17 protein-coding genes and 4 tRNA genes are annotated in these 21080 nt (G+C 44.7%); 16 read left to right on the top strand and 5 right to left on the bottom strand.

Features of this window, described 5'->3' with window-relative positions; all coding sequences use genetic code 11:
• Positions 1-18: 18 nt before the first annotated feature.
• From CTT31_RS03750 to nth, 12 genes are all read left to right on the top strand, one after another.
• A tRNA-Asn gene (locus CTT31_RS03750) sits at positions 19-95 on the top strand.
• 19 nt (positions 96-114) lie between these two features.
• Positions 115-191: transfer RNA gene (locus CTT31_RS03745), tRNA-Asn, on the top strand.
• A gap of 34 nt (positions 192-225) precedes the next feature.
• Positions 226-302, top strand: a tRNA-Asn gene (locus tag CTT31_RS03740).
• Between the two features lie 48 nt (positions 303-350).
• Positions 351-427, top strand: a tRNA-Asn gene (locus CTT31_RS03735).
• A 187-nt stretch (positions 428-614) separates the two neighbouring features.
• Positions 615-2558 (top strand): EAL domain-containing protein, encoded by a 1944-nt coding sequence (locus CTT31_RS03730; protein WP_211859321.1) that lies wholly within the window; start codon positions 615-617, stop codon positions 2556-2558.
• Positions 2559-3157: 599 nt separating this feature from the next.
• Entirely contained in the window at positions 3158-3739 is a 582-nt protein-coding gene (rsxA, locus tag CTT31_RS03725) for an electron transport complex subunit RsxA (RefSeq protein WP_010370383.1), read from the top strand.
• A gap of 2 nt (positions 3740-3741) precedes the next feature.
• Entirely contained in the window at positions 3742-4296 is a 555-nt protein-coding gene (gene rsxB, locus CTT31_RS03720) for an electron transport complex subunit RsxB (protein ID WP_010370380.1), read from the top strand.
• A gap of 9 nt (positions 4297-4305) precedes the next feature.
• Positions 4306-7143, top strand: coding sequence for an electron transport complex subunit RsxC (rsxC, locus tag CTT31_RS03715; RefSeq protein ID WP_211859320.1), 2838 nt, complete (start codon positions 4306-4308; stop codon positions 7141-7143).
• Positions 7140-8201: an electron transport complex subunit RsxD gene (gene rsxD / locus CTT31_RS03710; protein WP_211859319.1), complete on the top strand. Its 1062-nt coding sequence runs from the start codon at positions 7140-7142 to the stop codon at positions 8199-8201. The genes rsxC and rsxD overlap by 4 nt, the downstream gene beginning before the upstream one ends.
• Positions 8198-8833 (top strand): electron transport complex subunit RsxG, encoded by a 636-nt coding sequence (gene rsxG, locus CTT31_RS03705; RefSeq protein WP_211859318.1) that lies wholly within the window; start codon positions 8198-8200, stop codon positions 8831-8833. Before rsxD ends, rsxG begins: the two co-directional genes overlap by 4 nt.
• Positions 8830-9528, top strand: coding sequence for an electron transport complex subunit E (locus CTT31_RS03700; RefSeq protein WP_010370368.1), 699 nt, complete (start codon positions 8830-8832; stop codon positions 9526-9528). Before rsxG ends, CTT31_RS03700 begins: the two co-directional genes overlap by 4 nt.
• A gap of 99 nt (positions 9529-9627) precedes the next feature.
• Complete coding sequence (gene nth, locus CTT31_RS03695; protein WP_069022907.1) at positions 9628-10263, top strand: endonuclease III; 636 nt, start codon at positions 9628-9630, stop codon at positions 10261-10263.
• Between the two features lie 137 nt (positions 10264-10400).
• Here nth and CTT31_RS03690 read toward each other — a convergent pair whose 3' ends face one another.
• Positions 10401-11396 carry a YncE family protein gene (locus CTT31_RS03690; protein WP_211859317.1) on the bottom strand — a complete coding sequence of 332 codons (996 nt, stop codon included), beginning with the start codon at positions 11394-11396 and terminating at the stop codon, positions 10401-10403.
• A 313-nt stretch (positions 11397-11709) separates the two neighbouring features.
• Between CTT31_RS03690 and CTT31_RS03685 the strand changes: the two genes are divergently transcribed.
• A complete protein-coding gene (locus CTT31_RS03685) occupies positions 11710-13620 on the top strand; it encodes an aminotransferase class V-fold PLP-dependent enzyme (RefSeq protein ID WP_211859316.1) in 1911 nt (636 codons plus the stop codon).
• An 80-nt stretch (positions 13621-13700) separates the two neighbouring features.
• Here the strand turns inward: CTT31_RS03685 and CTT31_RS03680 are convergent, their stop codons facing one another.
• The 3 genes from CTT31_RS03680 to CTT31_RS03670 form a co-directional block, all read right to left on the bottom strand.
• Positions 13701-14567: a hypothetical protein gene (locus tag CTT31_RS03680; RefSeq protein WP_260492007.1), complete on the bottom strand. Its 867-nt coding sequence runs from the start codon at positions 14565-14567 to the stop codon at positions 13701-13703.
• Positions 14568-14647: 80 nt separating this feature from the next.
• Positions 14648-15532, bottom strand: coding sequence for a DUF2306 domain-containing protein (locus CTT31_RS03675; protein WP_260492006.1), 885 nt, complete (start codon positions 15530-15532; stop codon positions 14648-14650).
• 117 nt (positions 15533-15649) lie between these two features.
• Positions 15650-16777, bottom strand: a complete 1128-nt coding sequence (locus CTT31_RS03670; protein ID WP_260492005.1) for a helix-turn-helix domain-containing protein — start codon at positions 16775-16777, stop codon at positions 15650-15652.
• Between the two features lie 229 nt (positions 16778-17006).
• Between CTT31_RS03670 and CTT31_RS03665 the strand changes: the two genes are divergently transcribed.
• The 3 genes from CTT31_RS03665 to CTT31_RS03655 all read left to right on the top strand — a co-directional run bounded on the left by CTT31_RS03665 (position 17007) and on the right by CTT31_RS03655 (position 19369).
• On the top strand, positions 17007-17597 hold the full coding sequence (locus CTT31_RS03665; protein ID WP_010605979.1) for a DUF2726 domain-containing protein: 591 nt from the start codon (positions 17007-17009) through the stop codon (positions 17595-17597).
• Positions 17598-17705: 108 nt separating this feature from the next.
• Positions 17706-18413, top strand: a complete 708-nt coding sequence (gene mtnN, locus CTT31_RS03660) for a 5'-methylthioadenosine/S-adenosylhomocysteine nucleosidase (protein ID WP_017217969.1) — start codon at positions 17706-17708, stop codon at positions 18411-18413.
• Positions 18413-19369, top strand: coding sequence for a cobalamin biosynthesis protein (locus CTT31_RS03655; protein ID WP_260492004.1), 957 nt, complete (start codon positions 18413-18415; stop codon positions 19367-19369). Before mtnN ends, CTT31_RS03655 begins: the two co-directional genes overlap by 1 nt.
• A 285-nt stretch (positions 19370-19654) precedes the next feature.
• Here the strand turns inward: CTT31_RS03655 and lpdA are convergent, their stop codons facing one another.
• Positions 19655-21079: a dihydrolipoyl dehydrogenase gene (gene lpdA / locus CTT31_RS03650; protein WP_260492003.1), complete on the bottom strand. Its 1425-nt coding sequence runs from the start codon at positions 21077-21079 to the stop codon at positions 19655-19657.
• Between the last annotated feature and the right edge of the window lies 1 nt (position 21080).

Here is a 21080-nt window from a genome sequence, read left to right as displayed (position 1 = left end):
CCCGTTGAGAGATACGCTTCCCCCTTAGCTCAGTTGGTTAGAGCGACGGACTGTTAATCCGCAGGTCCCCCGTTCGAGTCGGGGAGGGGGAGCCAAATTCTCACACTTGACTATTCCCCCTTAGCTCAGTTGGTTAGAGCGACGGACTGTTAATCCGCAGGTCCCCCGTTCGAGTCGGGGAGGGGGAGCCACTCCTTTACCGGAAAGTCAAAATCTTATTGTAGTTCCCCCTTAGCTCAGTTGGTTAGAGCGACGGACTGTTAATCCGCAGGTCCCCCGTTCGAGTCGGGGAGGGGGAGCCAATCAATAAGATATTGCTCAAAAAGAGCATTCCCAAAGTTCCAAATTGTTCCCCCTTAGCTCAGTTGGTTAGAGCGACGGACTGTTAATCCGCAGGTCCCCCGTTCGAGTCGGGGAGGGGGAGCCAATTCCACGAAAGCATTAGACTTTTTCCTGCATTTACACTACTCTACAAGCAATATTCTCACTGCATTTGCTCAAATAACAACCTTCTCTGTAATTTATCGACCAGACAAAAATCAAACCGATGAATTTGATAAAGAAATTGGCAATGCACCCGATACTATGGAATAACCCTCTTTAAGAAGCGTACTATGGCTGGTTTTAAAAAACTTATCGTACTCCAAGTCACCTCTTGGCTATTATTCTCCTTGATTGGTAGCTTTTTTTTCGCAACAAGTTTTGACTCTGCAATCAACAAAGCACAACAAAGTGCCCATACCATGGTGACAGAGTATATAAAGGATAAGAAACTCACTGAAGTTACTCCTGAACATATCCGCCAAGCCTTAAATAGCGGAGATGTTTTCTCAACTTTTATTGTACGAGACTTTGACGGTCAAACCGTTTTGCAAGTCAATACACCGAGCAACCTCCCCTTTATCGCCGAACTCATAGAATCAAATATCAATGCGATTCGCCCCCAATTTGCTGTTAACGATAGCAAAGACATCAAAATCGAATTCTTGATCAATGCACAAAGTCAGGCACAATTACTACAACAAGCCCTACTGCTACTTATCATTATTTCAGCGTTAGTTGCCTTTATTCCTGTTTTCTTTATGCAAGGCGTGTATAAAAAGCTGAATCGCAACGTTAGTATGACAGTGGCCAATGCGGTAGATTCATATATCACGCAAAATCAAGTTACCGACAATATTGATTTTGACTTTAACGATGGCAAAGTTGCAGAACTCGGCCAAGATTTAATCCCCTCTTTTAAACGCTTAGCCAGCTTTTTAAAGTCAAAGCAAGAAGACATCAAAAATGCCGCCCACTCTATCAAGCAAGAAGCGTATAAAGATGTGGTTACTGATCTTGGCAATCGTAATATGTTTGTTGAGTACTACGAGCAATATATCGAGTCGTCTGCCAAAAAGGCATTTGGCTCACTGGCGATGATCCGTTGCTCTGAATTGCAGGTCATTAACCAAACCCGCGGCTATCAAAAAGGCGATGAATACATTAAGTCAGTATCGGATATCATCAAGCACGTCACCGGCACTTATGCTGGCAGCCAGGTGTTCCGTTTAAATAGCTCGGATTTTGCAGTGATATTACCCAATGTGCCAAGTAAGGAAGCGGAAGAGTTTGGTGAAACACTGCAAGCCCGCTTTACTCAGTTCCAGCAAAACCAAGAACTATCATCGGTTGCAAACACTGGGATCGTGCCTTATGAGAACGGTAAACCACTTGGAGAACTACTCTCGGTCGTCGATAATGCGATGAGCATGGCGCAAAGCAAACAAGCCAATGCTTGGCATATTCAACGTGAGTCTGACTTAGTGAATAATGTCAGTGCTGGATTTGGCAATCAAAACTGGCGTCGCGTGATCCGCGATGTGATCAACAGCAAGCGTGTTAGCTTGATGATGCAAAATATCATGCCAATTGGTAAAAACTCTAAGGCCTATGCAGAGATCCAATCCCGCTTCAAAACCGAAGAAGGACAAATGCTACCAACTGCGTCCTTCCTTGCCATGGCGGAAAAGCTAGAAATGGCCATTGAGATTGATCAGCTGATCATCGACACCTCGCTAGAACTTATCAAAACGCGTAACTTTAATGAAAAGTATTTTGGGATCAACGTTACCGCATCGAGTGCTCATAATGATCAATTTGTGATCTGGTTAGAACGCCGTTTGTTAAAAGAAACCAATTTAGCCTCTAAACTGGTATTTGAAGTGAGCGAGTTTGGCTTACAGCAGAATATTAAAGCCAGTAAGCGCTTTATTGATATGGTTCATCGTGCCGGCGCTCGTATCACCGTTGAGCGTTTTGGCGTGGGTTTGACGTCGTTTAAGTTCTTTAGAGACTTAAAGCCTGACTATATCAAAATGGATGCAAGCTATACTCGTGGTCTTGAAGAAGACAAGAATAATCAATATTTTATGCGTTTAATGGTTGACCTTGCGCACCGCATCGGTGTCAATGTATTTGCCGAAGGTATCGAGAGCCAAGAAGAGAAACATATAGTCGAGACGCTCTGTTTGGACGGTGTACAAGGCTATTACATCGAAAAACCAAAAGAAATTTAGGAAACCTGAGCTTGGATAATCCTTCCCTATATCCAAGTTCAACGAAAGTGCCAAGGGCAACTGGTTTGCCCTTCCCTTTCCCGCAGCCATTGCGCTGACTTTCGTACACTATCATTTGCCACACCAGTTACAATCTGTGTTACTATTGGCAGGAATTATCATTCAAATTTATCCGTGCGATCTAAGAAGTTCACAAAGATAAGCTTGAAGATTATTTCGGCGCTAGCGGTAATCCAAGATCTAGCAATAAACATCACTCTATCACCATGATTTTATTGCTAAAAGCTCATATATTTAGCCTGATAAGCAAACTCTGAATTAGGATTACTTGCTAATAACTGAATGAAAACTGTCAGCATTACATGACAAGCTACAGCCTCACACTATTTGAGAGGCTAGCTTAAATGATAGCAAGGCACATGTTTTCACTTAAAAAATTCAAAGCGGAACGGTGCTATCGGTTTAATTCTACTAAAAAGTATTTTTAGCAGAATTAAATCCAGTCAAAACTTGCACCTAGTAAGTTCTTTAATACAGTTAACTATCACCTCGATTTGACGGGAAAACCCGCATAAAGTGAATAAGTTATAGAGGCAGGAATGACCGAATACATTTTGTTGCTCATTGGCACAGTGCTGGTGAATAACTTCGTTTTAGTCCAATTTTTGGGCTTATGTCCATTTATGGGGGTATCTGGAAAATTGGATACCGCAGTGGGAATGTCGTTAGCGACCACCTTTGTTCTTACGCTAGCCTCAGTCACCAGCTACTTGGTCAATCAGTATATTTTATTGCCTCTCGACCTCACTTTTTTAAGAACGATGAGCTTTATTTTGGTAATCGCGGTAGTTGTACAATTTACGGAAATGGTGGTGCGTAAAACCAGTCCAACCTTATATCGGTTACTGGGAATTTTCTTACCTTTGATCACCACCAACTGCGCTGTACTAGGCGTCGCACTACTTAATATCAAAAAAGACCACACCTTTTTAGAGTCTGCAGTCTATGGTTTTGGCGCTGCGGTTGGCTTTTCTATGGTTTTGGTGCTATTTGCCGCTTTGCGTGAGCGTTTAGCCGTCGCTGACGTGCCGACACCGTTTAAAGGTGCATCGATAGCAATGATCACCGCAGGACTTATGTCGCTTGCGTTTATGGGCTTTTCTGGATTGGTTAAGTTTTAGATATGACATTACTTTACGCATTACTTGCGCTGGGTGCGCTGGCGCTTATTTTTGGTATTGTGCTTGGCTATGCCGCAGTGAAATACCGAGTTGAAAGCAACCCAATTGTTGAACAGATAGACGCCATTCTGCCACAAACTCAATGCGGCCAGTGTGGCTATCCCGGCTGTCGACCCTACGCTGAAGCGATTGCGAATGGCGATGACGTAAATAAATGCCCTCCCGGCGGTGAAGCAACAGTGAAAAAACTGGCGGACTTAATGGGCGTAGAAGCAAAGCCACTGGCTGGCGGAGAAGACGCAGAGCCGGTCAAGAAGGTGGCTTACATTCGTGAAGACGAATGTATTGGCTGTACCAAATGCATTCAAGCTTGCCCCGTGGATGCTATCGTTGGTGCAACCAGACAAATGCACACCGTGCTCATCGACGAGTGCACAGGCTGCGATCTGTGTGTCGAGCCCTGCCCGGTCGATTGTATTGATATGATCCCGGTTGCACAGACCAAGCAAACGTGGAAGTGGCAGCTAGACGCCATTCCTGTGACACAGATTGATTAAGAGGTTTAAGTGGAAACATTACTTGAACAAATAGAAAGCGGAAAACTGTGGCAGTTCCCAGGTGGCATCCATCCACCAGAGCAAAAGACATTATCTAACCAACAACCGATTGCTCGTTTACCTTTGCCTGATAAACTAATTCTGCCCCTAAAGCAGCACATTGGTGCCAATGGTAGCCTGTTAGTTAACTCTGGCGAGCACGTGCTTAAAGGGCAAGCATTGACGGCTCCCGGCACGAACTGGTCGCTGCCCATCCACGCTCCCACATCTGGCACTATTGAAGCGATAAAGCCGATGCCGTCGGCGCATCCATCCGCGCTACCTGAGCTCAGTATTATTTTGCGCCCAGACGGTGAAGATAAGTGGACACCACTGAACCCAATTAGCGACATTAGCACGCTTGATAACAAACAGCTTATCGATATTATCCACCAAGCTGGTATTGCCGGTATGGGCGGTGCGGGATTCCCAACTTATGTCAAAGCAGACAGCCCAAAGCCCATTGAGTTTTTAGTCGTCAATGGCATTGAGTGCGAACCATATATTACAGCCGATGATCGTTTGATGCGTGAGCACGCCAAAGAAATCATCGCAGGCGTCGAAGTGCTACAAGGTATATTGAAGCCACAAAAAGTGTTATTTGGCATTGAAGATAATAAACCTGAAGCCATTGCGGCGATCACCGCAGCGGCTCAGCATAATCAGGATATCTTAGTCCGTAGTGTGCCAACCAAATACCCCTCTGGTGGTGAAAAGCAACTGGTCAAGCTATTAACCTCTAAAGAAGTACCAAGTGCTGGAATACCAGCAGATATCGGCGTTCTGGTGCAGAACGTTGGAACACTGTTCGCAATTTGGCAAGCTATTTTTGAGGGTAAACCCCTTATTGAGCGCGTAGTTACCGTAACCGGTAATACCATTACTCAGCCAAGCAACGTGTGGGCTTTACTCGGCACTGAAATAAAGCACCTGCTAGACTCACAAGGCTTTACGCCAGTAGAGGCGCAGCGCGTCGTCATGGGTGGTCCAATGATGGGCTTTACTTTGCCATCGGTTAGGATCCCTGTGGTCAAAACCACCAACTGTATACTCGCGCCAGACAACCAAGAACTTGCGATCCCGGGTGATGAAAAGGCATGTATTCGCTGTAGTGCCTGTGCAGATGCCTGCCCTCAAAGCTTATTACCACAGCAGTTACAATGGTTTGCTAAAGGCAAAGAGTACCAAAAGTTAGAGGAATACAACCTCTTTGACTGTATCGAATGCGGTGCGTGCTCTTATGTTTGTCCAAGCGAAATCCCCTTAGTGCAATACTATCGTGTAGCCAAAGCCGACATTCGCGAACAAAAGCTTGAACAAGTCAAAGCTGAGCGTGCTAAAGAACGTTTTGAGGCAAGAAAAGAGCGCTTAGAGCGCGAACAAGAAGAACGCCAAAATAAACATAAACGCCGTTCGGCGGGCGCTGCACCAAAAACCGCAGATAAAGAAAAAGTACAAGAAGCACTCTCACGCGTTAAAGATAAGCAGTCAGATAAATCCGCGGTCCAAGCTGCGATTGCACGCGCCAAAGCCAAACGAGGTGAGAACGGCGAATTAGAGCCAGATAACAGCGCCATTGCTGAAGAGCGTGCAAAACGCAAAGCGCAGGCGCGTAAATATAAAGAAGAAAAAACTGATCAGCCTGAAAGCACAGATAAAAAAGATGCAGTAGCCGCCGCCATTGCCCGTGCAAAGGCGAAAAAGGCCGCAGCCCAAGCGTCACCTGAGTCTGAGCCAGCAGCAACAGACGATAAAAAGGCAGCCGTAGCGGCTGCAATCGCCCGGGCCAAAGCCAAAAAAGCAGCCGCAGAAGACACAGCTGAACCTGAAGCCAATGCAGCGCCAAGCGATAAAAAGGCCGCCGTTGCCGCCGCAATTGCCAGAGCTAAGGCCAAGAAAGCCGCTAAAGAAGCGGAAGAAGCAGGTGAAAGCATAAGCGAGCAAGCTGAAGCTTCACACAGTGCTCAAACCGATAACGCTGACGAAGATCCACGTAAAGCCGCCGTTGCTGCCGCAATTGCCAGAGCTAAGGCTAAGAAAGCTGCCAAAGAGGCGGAAGAAGCTGGTGCAAGCGTGAGCGAACAAGCAGAAGCCGCTCCAACGGAAAGCGCCGAGAAAGATCCACGCAAAGCTGCCGTTGCTGCCGCAATCGCTAGAGCTAAGGCCAAGAAAGCCGCTAAAGAGGCGGAAGAAGCTGGCGAGAGCACAAGCGAGCAAGCAGAAGCCGCTCCAACGGAAAGCGCCGAGGAAGATCCACGTAAAGCCGCCGTTGCTGCCGCAATTGCCAGAGCTAAGGCCAAGAAAGCAGCTAAAGAGGCTGAAGAAGCAGGCGCAAGCGTGAGCGAACAAGCAGAAGCCGCTCCAACGGCAAGCGCTGACGAAGATCCACGTAAAGCCGCCGTTGCTGCCGCAATTGCCAGAGCTAAGGCCAAGAAAGCAGCTAAAGAGGCTGAAGAAGCAGGCGCAAGCGTGAGCGAACAAGCAGAAGCCGCTCCAACGGCAAGCGCCGAGGAAGATCCACGTAAAGCTGCCGTTGCCGCCGCAATTGCCAGAGCTAAGGCCAAAAAAGCCGCTAAAGAGGCACAAGAAGCTGGCGAAAGCGTGAGTGAGCAAGGCGAAGAAACAAATGAGCCAACGGCGGGATCAGAAACAGACTCCAGCGGTACAGAGCAAGGTGCTGAGGGCACATCTGAGCAGCAACAAGCACTTAGCCCTGAAGCACGTAAAAAAGCCGCCGTTAAAGCCGCAATTGCGAGAGCAAAAGCGAAGAAGCAAGCGAAAGAACAAGAAGGAAATGAACCGTCATGAAACTAACCATGGCCTCATCCCCGCACAATCATAGCCATAAGTCGGTCAACAAAATCATGATGACCGTCATGGCAGCCTGTATTCCCGGGATCTTAGTCCAAACCTACTATTTTGGTTTTGGTGTATTGATCCAGTTGGCTTTGGCGCTTATTACCGCAAGCCTTGCTGAAGCGCTAGTGCTAAAGCTAAGAGGTCGAGCGATATGGCCTAGCCTCAGCGACGGCAGTGCTTGGCTCACCGCTGTGCTGCTGGCCATCAGTATTCCGCCGCTAGCCCCTTGGTGGATAACCGTCATTGGTGCATTTTTTGCCATCGCTATTGTAAAACAGCTATACGGTGGCCTAGGCTTTAATCTTTTCAACCCAGCCATGGCGGCCTATGTATTATTGCTGATCTCCTTCCCTGTACAAATGACTTCATGGTCACCTATTCAAGCACTCACGCTAGAGTCGCTAAGCTTTGTCGACCAACTCGCGATGATCTTTACCGAGTCCAGCAGCCAAGGTGTTACACTTGACGTATGGCGTGCAGGGGTGATTGACGGTGCGACTGGTGCAACGCCATTAGACTCGGTAAAAACCGCAGTTTCACAAGGCTTAACGGTTAATGAGGCGATGAGTAAGCAGGGTTTTGGAGCGCTTGCGGGACTTGGTTGGCAATATGTTAACCTCGCCTTTTTGCTAGGTGGTCTTTATCTGCTAAAAGCCAAAGTGATCAACTGGCATATTCCAGTGGCCTTTATTGCCAGTCTTGGCCTTGCTAGCGCAATTGGCTATATCATTGCCCCTGAGTCAGAGCCCGGCTCCCTATTCCACTTGTTAAGTGGCGGCGCTATGCTTGGTGCCTTTTTTATTGCCACCGATCCGGTGTCGGCCTCTACCACTAACTTAGGTCGCCTGATTTACGGCGCGGCAATCGGCTTTACTGTCTATGTGATTCGCCAATTTGGTGGCTATCCAGACGCCGTTGCATTTGCAGTTGTGATCATGAATATGGCAGTGCCACTTATCGATCATTACACTCAGCCTCGTACTTATGGTCATGGAGCAAAATCATGATAATTCAATCGATGCAGAAAAATGGCCTCATCCTCGCGGCATTTGCACTGGCAACAACAGGAGCGGTCGCACTGATTAATGACCTCACCAAAGATAAAATTGCCAGCCAAGAGCAGCAACACCTGATGCAACTACTTTCTCAGGTGATTGCAGCAGATAAGTACGACAATACTCTGTATTTGGATTGCACCACCAGCAACGCCTTAGAACTCGGCCCAGGCGGCCCGCACACAATTTACAGAGCCAGACTCAATGGCGAACCCTCAGCTCTTTTAGTGAGACACATCACTCCGAAAGGCTACAGTGGCAATATCGATGTCTTAACCGCTGTCGATAGGCAAGGTTTGATCTCAGGTGTACGTGTGACGCGCCATGAAGAAACCCCAGGCCTTGGTGATAAGGTAGAGCTGGCAAAATCGGCCTGGGTAACGACTTTCAACGGTGTTCAAGTTGAAGGTGAAGCAGACCCTAAAATGAATGTGAAAAAAGACGGCGGTCAATTTGATTCATTTACCGGTGCAACCATTACCCCACGCGCTGTGGTAACCTCGGTAAATCAGGCCGCATGGTTTGCCAAAACTCATTTTGATGCGCTATTTAACGCGCCTAATGCTTGCGAGGTGTCGCAATGAGTCAGTTAAAATCGCTCTTTCAAGAAGGTACATGGCAAAATAACCCTGCACTGGTACAGCTTTTGGGCCTATGTCCGCTCCTTGCGGTGACTTCAACGGTAACCAATGCGTTAGGGCTTGGTATTGCCACATTACTGGTACTGGTTGGTTCTAACTTTACCGTATCGGTGGTGAGAAACTGGGTGCCAAAAGACATTCGTATTCCTGTTTTTGTGATGATAATCGCCGCCTTTGTTACGGTTATTCAACTACTCATGAACGCTTATACCTTTGGTCTGTATCAATCCCTTGGTATATTTATTCCGTTGATCGTGACCAACTGCGCCATTATTGGTCGTGCCGAGGCATTCGCTTCGAAGAATAGCCCGTTGTTATCGGTTTGGGATGGTTTAATGATGGGGCTGGGTTTTGCACTGGTGCTATTTGTACTGGGTGCAATGCGCGAACTCATTGGTCAAGGAACACTATTTGATGGTGCCGAGCTACTCCTTGGCAATTGGGCAAGTGTATTGCGTATTGAGATCTTCTCATTCGATCATCAATTTTTAGTTGCAATCCTGCCACCGGGCGCCTTTTTAGGCCTTGGTTTTTTGATTGCCGCTAAAAACATTATCGACGCTCAGCTCAAAGCCAAAGCAGCGCCAACAGCCGAAGAAGTAAAAGGCCCAAGAGCACGGGTCACTAACTTAAACTAATGTGGTAATAATAAAGCCAGTTTGCAGCGATACCGTCACTATCGCTGTTTAATGAAAATAACCGCATGCTACCGTCATTGAATTTAGCAAGTAAATCTTATGAATAAACAAAAACGTATAGAAATACTCACGCGACTCAGGGACGAAAATCCGCACCCTGAAACCGAACTAGAATACTCGTCACCATTCGAGCTTTTAGTTGCCGTTACCCTCTCAGCACAAGCCACTGATGTTGGAGTGAACAAAGCAACGCGCAAACTCTTCCCTGTTGCCAACACGCCTGAGAAAATTCTGGAGCTTGGCCTTGAGGGCTTAAGAGACTATATCAAAACCATTGGTTTATTTAATTCAAAAGCCAATAACGTCTATAAAATGTGTCAGATCCTCGTCGACAAACACGGCTCCGAAGTCCCTGAAAACCGTGAAGCACTAGAGGCACTACCAGGCGTTGGTCGCAAAACCGCAAACGTGGTACTAAACTGCGCTTTTGGCTGGCCGACTATTGCTGTAGACACCCATATCTTCCGCGTCTCCAACCGCACCAAGTTTGCCATGGGTAAAGATGTAGTGGCAGTCGAGCAAAAGCTGGAAAAGGTGGTACCAAAAGAATTTAAGGTAGATGTCCACCACTGGCTCATTCTCCATGGCCGCTATGTGTGCACCGCGCGTAAACCTAAATGTGGCAGCTGTATTATTGAAGACTTATGTGAGTTTAAAGAGAAGACTGATAGTTAATTTTTGTTTTAGCATAAGCACAACTTTTATTTGTGAATTTGTTGTTTCGTAAAATTGTTCAAGCGATATGAAAACACAGTTCGCTGCGTAAAGCAGCTCCTACTTCACGCCACATTCGTATCGACGTGATGGTTAGCCTAAGGCAATACCACTGCTGAATACCCTATTCCATCTGGTCCGTTACCAGTAGGGAGTTCAAATAAGGTTTTGCCAGATACAATATCTATAACAAGGACCTTATTTTTTTGGTAAGCGGATAAAAATAAAGTGCGATCGTCTGGATGGAGGATCACGCCTTTTGGTCCTGTTCCCGGCTCAAACTTTATTTGACGCAGCTTTTCTTTGTGCATTGCATCGATCACATCAAGGGTGTGATTCCTATAGTCTGGGATCACAGCAAACTGCTCATCGCGGGTAAGTAACACACGGTATGGAAAGCTATAACCTTTCCATTGCTTAATTATACGCTCATTTGCTACATCAAACACGGTAACTAAGCCATCATCGTTGCTACCAACCCAGAGCTCTGAGCCACTTTTATTTATGGTGATAGCCTCTGGTACTTTTGGCATTGAAATTTTGCGAAGTAAGGCACCTGACTTTACATCTAATTCAGACACTGAATCTGCGCGCATATTTGTGGTGTAAACACGCTCGCTAGACGCCGGCAGCGCCACCATATGAGAGCCTCTTTGCTCTGTTGCTATTACTTTATCAATTTTCCCCGACTCTATATTAACGATTACCACACTGTCGGAGCCTTCAGACGATACTGCAACGCGTTTTTGGTCTTTTAAAAACAACACGCCATGTGGCCTTGGATAACGAGAAAAATCAATAGTTTTAATTTTTTTTGCTTGCCGAACGTCAAAAACACTTAGACTATTGCCACGTGCATAATTAGTGACAACAGCTGTATGCCCGTCGGCACTCATTGCTAATTCATGTGGTCCTCTGCCGGTTGCGAGCGTCAGCTTAATTTTTCGGCTGCTAAGATCGATGAAATCAACCGAGTCCCCCTTTTTATTTACAACAACCAATGTTCCTGACAAGTTATTTGTATCAGCCCATGAAGGGAAGCTGATTAAACACCCAAATAAGAACACATACACAACATAATTAACCAATCTCATTTTGACTCCTATTGATCTGTTAGCCTAAATGATTACTAGGGCCTGTTGTTTTTATAGCTACTGTATTTATCATTGAAAAGCAATCGTAATACAGCCTTCAAAAACACCCTATCCCAAATTTAACTCAGACACGCCTGATACTCGAAACCTTCCTGTTTCCTATGTTGAATAGCACACTTTCTATCACTCGCAACAACTTCCTCGCCTACATCCGTTTTACAATTTCTGGAACATTTTCAAAGTATTGATTTCACAAATCACTGCGCTTTCTTTATGCTAATGAAAGCCTTTAAATTTTAATGCGAATATCATTATGCTACCTGTCCTTCGTATCTTGTTAATAGAACAAGAGCCAGCTGTATTGCAAGCGCTCTCAAGCAATCTGTCAAAAACGATCCCTAATTTTGAGCGAGAGGATGTTCAAATCGATATTATTGAATGCCTCGAACTTTCAAAAGCCTTGGAGCATGTCACTGAAGATGGTGATATTCAAGCTGTCGTGCTGAGTTGGGATGTGCACAACAAAAGTGGCGAACAAACCTATAGTCGCTTTATCGAGCAATTAAAAAGTATTCGTCTAGAATTACCAGTTTACGTTATTGGCGATGACACTAAAGGGCTTGAGATAGTCAACGAATCCGAGGAAATCGAGTCTTTCTTCTTTAAAGATGAAGTTATCTCAGATCCTGAAGCCATTTTGGGATATATGATCAATGACTTTGATGACAGAGCCGAGACGCCATTTTGGACGGCGTATCGCAGTTATGTCGGCGAAGCGAACGACTCTTGGCATACTCCGGGTCACAGCGGCGGTTCGAGCTTTAGAAATTCTCCTTATATCAAAGATTTTTATCAATTCTATGGCCGTAATGTCTTTGTCGGAGACTTGTCTGTATCGGTTGACTCTTTAGGTTCACTGTCAGACAGCACCAATACCATTGGCCGCGCTCAGGAATCCGCAGCGGCAACGTTTGAGGTTAAACGCACCTACTTCGTGACCAACGGTTCGTCCACCTCGAATAAAATCATTTTGCAAACCCTCCTTCGCAAGGGCGATAAGGTGATCATCGACCGCAACTGTCATAAGTCTGTGCACTATGGCATTTTACAATCGGCCAGTTTCCCTATCTATTTATCGAGTATCTTAAATCCAAAATATGGCATATTCGCACCGCCTTCACTGGCTGACATCAAGCAAGCGATTGAACAAAATACCGATGCAAAACTACTGGTGCTCACCGGCTGTACCTATGATGGTTTGCTGAGCGACCTGAAACAAGTCGTAGAATTTGCCCATCAGCATGGCATCAAAGTCTTTATCGATGAAGCTTGGTTTGCTTACTCGCTATTTCACCCTAGCTTGCGCCATTACTCCGCCATTCATGCAGGTGCCGATTATGTCACCCATTCGGCGCATAAAGTCGTATCGGCATTTTCGCAGGCGTCTTATATCCATATTAATGACCCCGATTTTGATGCTGATTTCTTCCGTGAGATTTACAGTATCTACGCCAGCACCTCGCCCAAATACCAACTTATTGCGTCTTTGGATGTGTGCCAAAAGCAGTTAGAGATGGAAGGCTATAAGTTACTCAATGCGCTGCTGAACCATGTTACAGAGTTCAAACAGCAGATGGCCTCGCTCAAACATATCAAAGTGCTTGATAAGCAAGACTTCATGAACATATTCCCACATTTTAGTGGCGATAATATGGGGCATGATCCGCTTAAAATCCTCATAGATATTAGTGAACTACCGTACTCATTAAAGGATATTCATAAATTTCTGCTGGACGAAATTGGGCTGGAGATTGAGAAATACACCCACAGTACTATCTTAGTCTTACTAACCTTGGGTGGTACACGCTCAAAGATCATTCGTTTATACAATGCCTTAAAGAAACTTGATGGCGGCAAGGTAAAACTATCGAAGTCAACGCGACGCTCACGCTTACCTGAGAATTTACCCGCTATTGATCTTGCTTGTATTCCTAGTGATGCCTTCTACGGCGAGCGTGAATCTGTACCTATTAGCAAGAGCAACAACCGAATTTGTGCAGGTTTAGTCACCCCGTATCCTCCGGGTATTCCGCTTTTGGTGCCGGGCCAGCATATCACCCAAGAGCATATTGAATATCTCAAGGAGCTGGCAGGGCAAGGATTGACTATTCAAGGTAGTTTTGATGGTGAGATCTACGTGCTTAAAGAGCAAGAAGAAAAGTAAAGCGAGCGGCTATCGTTAGTCGGTTCGCATGGCGGCGATGTCACCAGACATTGCCGCCGCCTCAGCTACACATGACCAATTTATTTTTTCTTTCTAATCTTTTCAATCACTTGAGCATCAACCCAATGCTTACCGCCAACCCAATACGAGGAACCATCTGCTCTAAACTTCTCTTCTGAGCGACCAAAAAATAAGAACTTGCCATCGGGCGTCACGAAAGCGCCGTTTTCGGTAAGCGGAGTATTTATTTCAGCGCCAAGGTTTATCGCTGTGCCATACCTTCCATCTTCTTGTAAAAAGCTAATATAGATATCAGACGCACCATACCCACCTTCTCTTTCACTATCCCAAATAATATAGGATTCATCATGCGCTATAAATGGATGAGCTGTCCAAGTTCCTGAGTTAATCTCAGTGCCTAGCAGCTTTGGGGCTTCCCGCTTCCCTTTAACGACTTTAGATATTCTAATAACATCGTTATTTTTCCAATCATCGAACACAAATGTGCCGTTAGCAGAAGCTGAAAGACGCATTATCCCCCAATCTTCTCTATCAAATTGAGGACCAAGGCTTTTCATCAATGACCAACCGGAACTTGTTTTTTCTATGTAATTTTTTTTCGAATAAAGTACATCGAGATCACCACTCAATGCTCGGTGAAAGTCATGTCTTTGCCAATCTCGCCCGTCTTTACGATACACAATGACTGAGGGCTCATGGGGGACATAATCCTTTCTAACTAAGTAAAACTCGTTTAAATTTGCAGAAAACTGCCCACCTAATTCCCAATCACTTGAACTTCCATGCTCAGGCATAAATGGAATTGCCAAAGTACCTGGTGCTGTTTGCCCAAAATAACGCACGGAAGAGTCTAAGCCATTTGCATAACAACTCAATGAGAGCCCCAGTAAACATAATGAGCAAAACGACAAAGCTGCCTTTTTCATATCGATAATCCTGTATTTTTATTGAGTGTAAACGCTGTAATCAATAACGTCTGATTTAGTGCAACCAGTTTAAATCCTAATCAAAATGCTATGGGCTCTCCACTCATGATTTGCAGTAAAAACGGGGTAAATCCAACTATCCCTAATGACATCAGCACAGTAAGCACAACCAGTACGAATGACGTTATGACTTTGACATGGGGACGTTTACTTTGAGAACCGTAAAAATATAGCTGTGCAGCAGCTAGTGGTAGCAAGAAGCAACCAAAAGTCCACATTGGGAAAAATGGGTCTCCAAACGCTGGGGTAACTCCGGCTGCTGTGCTCGTAATAAAGTAGCTAAATACACCGACTCTAAGAAACCACTGCGCGTTAGAGACAAGGAATAGTCGAATCGCCCACTTTCTATGATTGGCAATATCCTTGCTTATCGCCGTTTTCACCGTCATATAGGCAAAGCCTAAGATAAGAAATCCATTAATACTCGTGCCTATCTCAGAGATTAGGTTTGGACTCGCACCTCTTACCCAAGATAAGTAAAATCCAGATATCGCTAAGAAAAATACTGTCACTAAAAAAGTATAGCCATTGATTTTATGGAAAGTTGGTAACACAGCCCTCACTTTTGGGAGCAACTGTAACGCACCGCCAAACGCAACGATCCCAGCCCCCATGACATGAACGAAAAAGAGCATATTTCCCGCTATATCTCCGGCCTTATGCGGCGTGTTTCCCATCGGTTCCCAGCGATTCCAAATCTCCATATTGTCGTTAATGACCGACATACCATAAAACTTAATAATGTAATAAAAGAAAAACCACTGGCCAGCCAATATCACCGAGAACCAAAATATAGCTGAGTATTTCAATAACTTATTGGCATTTTCTAGCTTTGTCTGTGTAGTTGCTGAAGCACTACTTTGTTGTTCATTTGATAACCCAAAACGCGCTGTTGTGACCTTCATAATGCGTCCTTCTTTGTTCAACGAAATATTTCATCAAATTTTCTAGGAACTTGTCATTGTTGTCGTCCGAATGGGCATATTCGTACTAATTAGCACATCAACAGCATCACTTTTTCTTCAATTGTTCTTTTTATAATCAGTTGGCGTTGCACCAACTCGTTTTTTAAACGCGCTATTAAATGTCGATTTTGATTTAAATCCAACCTCAAAAGCGATAGAGGAAACCAACATATCGCTATTTGTTAGCAGGTTTTTTGCTTCTTCAATTCTATAACCATTCACAAACTGAAAGAAGTTGGTGTTCATAAATTGTGAGAGCGTTTCTGATATGTGGTTTTCACTCACAGAAATCGCTGTCGATAAGCCATTTAAAGACAGATCTTCATCTTTAAATAGTGCTTTCTCAGACATCGCTATGGTTAATTTGTCTGCAATCAGCTGCATTTTATCATGGGAAATAACGGCTTCTCTTGGTTGTGGCTCAGGCCTTTTTGTCTCTTCAGGTTCGCTCAATTCGAGTTGCTTGAGGGCTAAGTTAAGAAATGAAACTAATACCGTGAACTCAAATACGGGTAACAATGACCGCATCGCAAACCAATTAAACCCAAAAAATGAGGCCGCGTAATTTGCTGCGTAAAAAAGCCATACTAGTCCCCATAGGAGCAAGATGATTTTCAGCCAGTCCATTGCACGCTGCTCAATCGCCGAGTATTTATCCATAAGCTGCTTACGATGTTGAGAATGAAGCCTTAATGCCGCGATTAAATAGGCAAAAGTAACCACAATAAAAGTTACTGCGGTAAACAAGCAGACAAAGATGGCTATTTTCCAAAGGGCAGGATCACGAGTGCTCGGATTAGCTAAGGCAAGTTTCTGCTCTGGAGTGATGCTAAAAATAAAAGGGATCATAGACAAAAACACTACTGCAGGCCCAAATAAAGCGAGCAAGTGTGCCTTTAAAGAAATTTTGCTATTGGGAAACATCGCCTTATACGCATAAAAATAAAGCGCAGGTCCCATCAACATTCTGACAGGTAATTGAAACCCAGCAATAGCGGGAGCATATTGAAATACACCAGTAAAAATATAGAGCTCACCCATAATATGAATGAACAATAATACCAACAATCCAGATAAATACATGGTCTGTTTAGGCTTAGTTATGGTGAAGATACGGAGCAGCGCAGACAAAACCACGCCCACCATAGCCGAGTATAGTACCGTGGGGATCAAGTTAACCGACATATTATTGTTATTATGCGTTTACAATTATGAGTGAGAGAATATCACCAGCATATGTTCAGATAAACCTGCAATAAGAATTTGCAGCCATGTTTTTGTAAACATCTATTACTTATCAAAGCTGCATTATCGTCGCTGATTGAACGATTTCGTCGTAAAGAAGCTACTAGCTTTCTGGCACACCTATTGCTTATAAAACCACAGATGTCATTTTTTTGATTTGGAGTTTTGTATGGAATTTGCGTTACTTGCTATTTTGGCTCTAGTGGTCGTTGCTTCCATTGTCGCTTCTAAGTACACCGATGTGGGTGGCAATCCTTATCCGTTTAATCGTAAAGAATCTGTTTTTACCACCGTTGAAGCATCGTTTCTACATTTATTAGAACGTGCCGTTGGCGATAGATATAAAATCGTTAGCCGTATTAAGCTCATTGATGTGATTGAGTGCAAGCCGGGGATCTCTCCAAAAGCGCGTCGTGCCGCGGTAACCAAAGCTAAGAATAAGCAGTTGGATTATGTTTTGGTAGACAAAGAGACACTGAAAATTGTTGCCGCTGTTGATTTGGTCAATAACGCCAATAAAAACGGCCACAAAGCACAAAAAGATTGGTTTGTCAGTGGCGCTCTGGAATCTGCGGGTATTCCACACATTCGCATGAAAATCAAAAGTGGCTACCAAAGTGCTGAGGTTCGTGCGGCAATCTTATTCAAGCTTGGCCAAAAAGTGGAGATGCCAAAGAAAACCAGAAACCGCACCTACAAACCTGCGGTGCTGTCTCCCTCACAGGCAAAAGCACAGTCAACTCAGTTGGCAGAAATCTAGCAAAACGGGCGTCAGCCCGTTTTTTGTTTTACCTATCAAAACCCCTTTCGTATAATAAAAGCAATTTTGACACTGGGGCTTTCCCCACCACAAATTAGGAATCTTTTGATGAAAGTAGGCATTATCGGCGCAATGGAGCAAGAAGTTACCATTTTGCGTAACACCATGGAAAACCCGCAAACATTGACCAAAGGTGGCTTTACTTTTTACACCGGCAAACTGGCTGGTCTTGACGTAACGCTTGTACAGTCTGGCATTGGTAAAGTGGCAGCGACGGTTGCGACAACTTTGCTTATCGACAATTTTGCGCCAGATTGCGTGATCAACACGGGTTCTGCAGGTGGTTTTGAACCATCACTAAACGTCGGCGATGTGGTGATTTCAAATGAAGTACGTCATCACGACGTAGATGTTACTGCGTTTGGCTATGAAATTGGTCAAGTTCCGCAAATGCCTGCTGCGTTCACTTCGCATGCAAAATTAGTTGAAGCTGCAGAGCAAAGCGTACATGAGCTTGAAGGCATTCAAACTATGGTTGGTTTGATCTGTACGGGTGACTCATTTATGTGCGACCCAGTACGCATCGATAAGGCACGTGCAGACTTCCCTACGATGTTAGCAGTAGAAATGGAAGGTGCGGCAATTGCGCAGGCTTGCCATTCTTTAAACACGCCATTTGTTGTGATCCGTTCGCTATCTGATATCGCCGGCAAAGAATCACCGCAATCATTCGAAGAGTATCTAGAAGTCGCTTCTGTTAACTCTTCTAAGATGGTGATGGCACTACTTAATAAGCTGGATAAGGTTACGCTTTAGTGCTCGACAGCTTGCTTCAGGCCCATGAGGGCCTGATCATTTTCTTACTGGCGATTTTTGCCAGCCTAGGGGTAAGGTTATCAACACTTTATCACCCTAATCTTATTCTTAGCCTTATTTTTAAAGCGATTGCCGAAAAAGTTTATCGCCCTAAAGCCGCTTCTAGCTATCAACTTTTATCCGGTACACTCGGCTTCCTCCTGCCAATATTAACTATCACTGTATTAACTTATGCGATTATAAGCTTTGCTTTTTATCCTAAGTGGCTCGGTGGGCTGGTGTTGTTTTTATGCTTAGATATTAGCCATGAAAGCCGTGCTAAGCGCATTTCCGCGCTGATAAAGTCAAAGCAAAAAGTGACTGCAAGAGCCGTGTTGCAAGGAATGGTAGCAAGAGATGTAGAGAAGCTAACAGAGCTTGGTATTTGTAAAGCCACCATAGATAGCACCGCATTAAATACCCTGCGCCATTTTTTTGTCATTGCTTTACTGTATCTAACAGCAGGCCCCTATCTCGCGCTATTTTATAAACTGTTACTACTGTGTGACCATGCTTGGCGGCAAGTAATGCTCCCCTCAAGCCGTTTTATGGCAAGCCTTTCCCGCATGATTTGGCTCGTTGAGTTTGTGCCTATTCGATTATTAATTACCTGCTTTTCGTTGCTACTTAGACCAAAGCAAACTTGGCACTACATTAAATACTACGGTCGTCACTTTAGCCAAACGAATACTGGATGGGCACTGAGCTTTTTTGCAGCAAATTTACATACACAACTCGCAGGGCCGCGCTTTTATTTTGGTGAACGTTATGACGTGATGCGGGTAGGTGCAAAAGCGCAACCCTCAGCTGAGCATATTCAGCATTTACTCGGACTACTTAATCAAATGCGCTGGCTATTTATTGCCACTTCCGCCTTACTACTTGTAATTATTAATTTTCTCAGGCTGATGGCTTAGCTTGGAATCCTTAACCTGAGCTTCGGATAATTAATGCCTTTCTAGCAGCCAGTTTTAGCGCTAACTGCGTTGAATTCACTTCCAATAGCAAGCTATTGGTGCGTAAATTCGCCTAATTCCCCCTAAAACTCTCTGGCTAGACAAGGAAATAATTTAATATTATTTTAAAAACAATGAGTTAGTTCATTTCTTATCCAAACCTCAGGTTACTTAGAAATAAGCTCCCCACTTAGCCAAAAACAAAAAACCCAGCACAAGGCTGGGTTTTTAAATGCTCAGAAAAACTTACTTTTTCTTCACTGCTTTTTTATTTGGAAGGTCAGTGATTGAACCTTCGAAGATTTCAGCAGCTAGACCGATTGACTCATTCAGCGTTGGGTGAGCGTGGATAGTAAGCGCTAGGTCTTCACCGTCAGCACCCATCTCTACTGCTAGACCGATTTCACCAAGCATTTCACCTGCATTGATACCAACCATAGCACCACCGATCACACGGCCTGACTCTTTATCAAAGATAAGCTTAGTAGAACCTTCAGTACGTGCAGAAGCGATTGCACGACCAGAAGCTGCCCACGGGAATACCGCAGTTTCAATGCTTAGACCTTGCTCTTTTGCTTCTTTCTCAGTCACACCAACCCAAGCGATTTCTGGATCTGTGTATGCAATTGAAGGAATACACTTAGGATCGAAGTAATGCTTCTTACCAGAGATAACTTCAGCTGCAACGTGACCTTCATGAACCGCTTTGTGCGCAAGCATAGGCTGACCTACGATGTCACCGATAGCGAAGATGTGATCAACATTGGTTTTCATTTGCTTGTCAGTGCTGATAAAGCCACGCTCATCAACATTTACGCCCGCTTTGTCAGCGTCAATTAGCTTACCATTTGGTGTACGACCAACAGCAACTAGTACTTTGTCATAACGAACTTGGCCTTCTGGTGCTTGCTTGCCTTCGAAAGATACGTAGATACCGTCTTCTTTCGCTTCAACAGCAACCACTTTAGTAGAAAGCATTACGTTAAACTTGTCTTTAACGTGCTTTTGGTAAATCTTGATAACGTCTTTGTCAGCCGCAGGTACTAGTTGATCAGCAAACTCAACTACGTCAATCGCTGAACCTAGTGAACGGTAAACAGTACCCATCTCAAGACCGATGATACCACCACCTAGCACAAGTAGCTTTTCAGGCACGTCTTTAAGCTCAAGTGCACCAGTAGAGTCGATGATACGCTCGTCTTCAGGAATGAAAGGTAGGCTTACAGGCTGAGAACCCGCTGCAATGATTGCATTATCAAAGGTCACTGTTTTTGCACCGTCAGCACCTTCAACAGCGATAGTGTTAGAACCTGTGAACTTACCGTAGCCGTTAACTACGGTTACTTTACGCATCTTAGCCATTCCGCCAAGACCACCTGTAAGTTGACCGATCACAGACTCTTTCCATGAACGGATTTTGTCTAGGTCAATTTGTGGAGCACCGAAAGAAACACCGTGAGAAGCCATTTCTGCTGCATCATCAATTACCTTTGCAACGTGAAGAAGGGCTTTTGAAGGGATACAACCAACGTTCAAGCACACACCACCTAGCGTGTCGCGAGATTCGATTAGTGTAACGTCTAAACCTAAGTCTGCTGCACGGAATGCTGCAGAGTAACCACCAGGACCACCGCCTAGTACAACAACTTGAGTTTTGATTTCGTTGCTCATG

The organism is Pseudoalteromonas maricaloris (assembly GCF_024746855.1).
GTDB classification, from domain to species: Bacteria; Pseudomonadota; Gammaproteobacteria; order Enterobacterales; family Alteromonadaceae; genus Pseudoalteromonas; species Pseudoalteromonas maricaloris.
The sequence above is the reverse complement of the archived record's forward strand: the minus strand, read 5'-3'. Positions and strand labels throughout refer to the sequence as shown.

Coding starts and splice junctions, on each gene's coding strand:
- mtnN (WP_017217969.1), top strand. CDS start 17,706: ATGAAAGTAGGCATTATCGGCGCAATGGAGCAAGAAGTTACCATTTTG.
- rsxA (WP_010370383.1), top strand. CDS start 3,158: ATGACCGAATACATTTTGTTGCTCATTGGCACAGTGCTGGTGAATAAC.
- rsxG (WP_211859318.1), top strand. CDS start 8,198: ATGATAATTCAATCGATGCAGAAAAATGGCCTCATCCTCGCGGCATTT.
- lpdA (WP_260492003.1), bottom strand. CDS start 21,079: ATGAGCAACGAAATCAAAACTCAAGTTGTTGTACTAGGCGGTGGTCCT.
- CTT31_RS03730 (WP_211859321.1), top strand. CDS start 615: ATGGCTGGTTTTAAAAAACTTATCGTACTCCAAGTCACCTCTTGGCTA.
- CTT31_RS03680 (WP_260492007.1), bottom strand. CDS start 14,567: ATGAAAAAGGCAGCTTTGTCGTTTTGCTCATTATGTTTACTGGGGCTC.
- CTT31_RS03675 (WP_260492006.1), bottom strand. CDS start 15,532: ATGAAGGTCACAACAGCGCGTTTTGGGTTATCAAATGAACAACAAAGT.
- CTT31_RS03685 (WP_211859316.1), top strand. CDS start 11,710: ATGCTACCTGTCCTTCGTATCTTGTTAATAGAACAAGAGCCAGCTGTA.
- CTT31_RS03690 (WP_211859317.1), bottom strand. CDS start 11,396: ATGAGATTGGTTAATTATGTTGTGTATGTGTTCTTATTTGGGTGTTTA.
- CTT31_RS03670 (WP_260492005.1), bottom strand. CDS start 16,777: ATGTCGGTTAACTTGATCCCCACGGTACTATACTCGGCTATGGTGGGC.
- nth (WP_069022907.1), top strand. CDS start 9,628: ATGAATAAACAAAAACGTATAGAAATACTCACGCGACTCAGGGACGAA.
- rsxB (WP_010370380.1), top strand. CDS start 3,742: ATGACATTACTTTACGCATTACTTGCGCTGGGTGCGCTGGCGCTTATT.
- CTT31_RS03700 (WP_010370368.1), top strand. CDS start 8,830: ATGAGTCAGTTAAAATCGCTCTTTCAAGAAGGTACATGGCAAAATAAC.
- CTT31_RS03665 (WP_010605979.1), top strand. CDS start 17,007: ATGGAATTTGCGTTACTTGCTATTTTGGCTCTAGTGGTCGTTGCTTCC.
- rsxD (WP_211859319.1), top strand. CDS start 7,140: ATGAAACTAACCATGGCCTCATCCCCGCACAATCATAGCCATAAGTCG.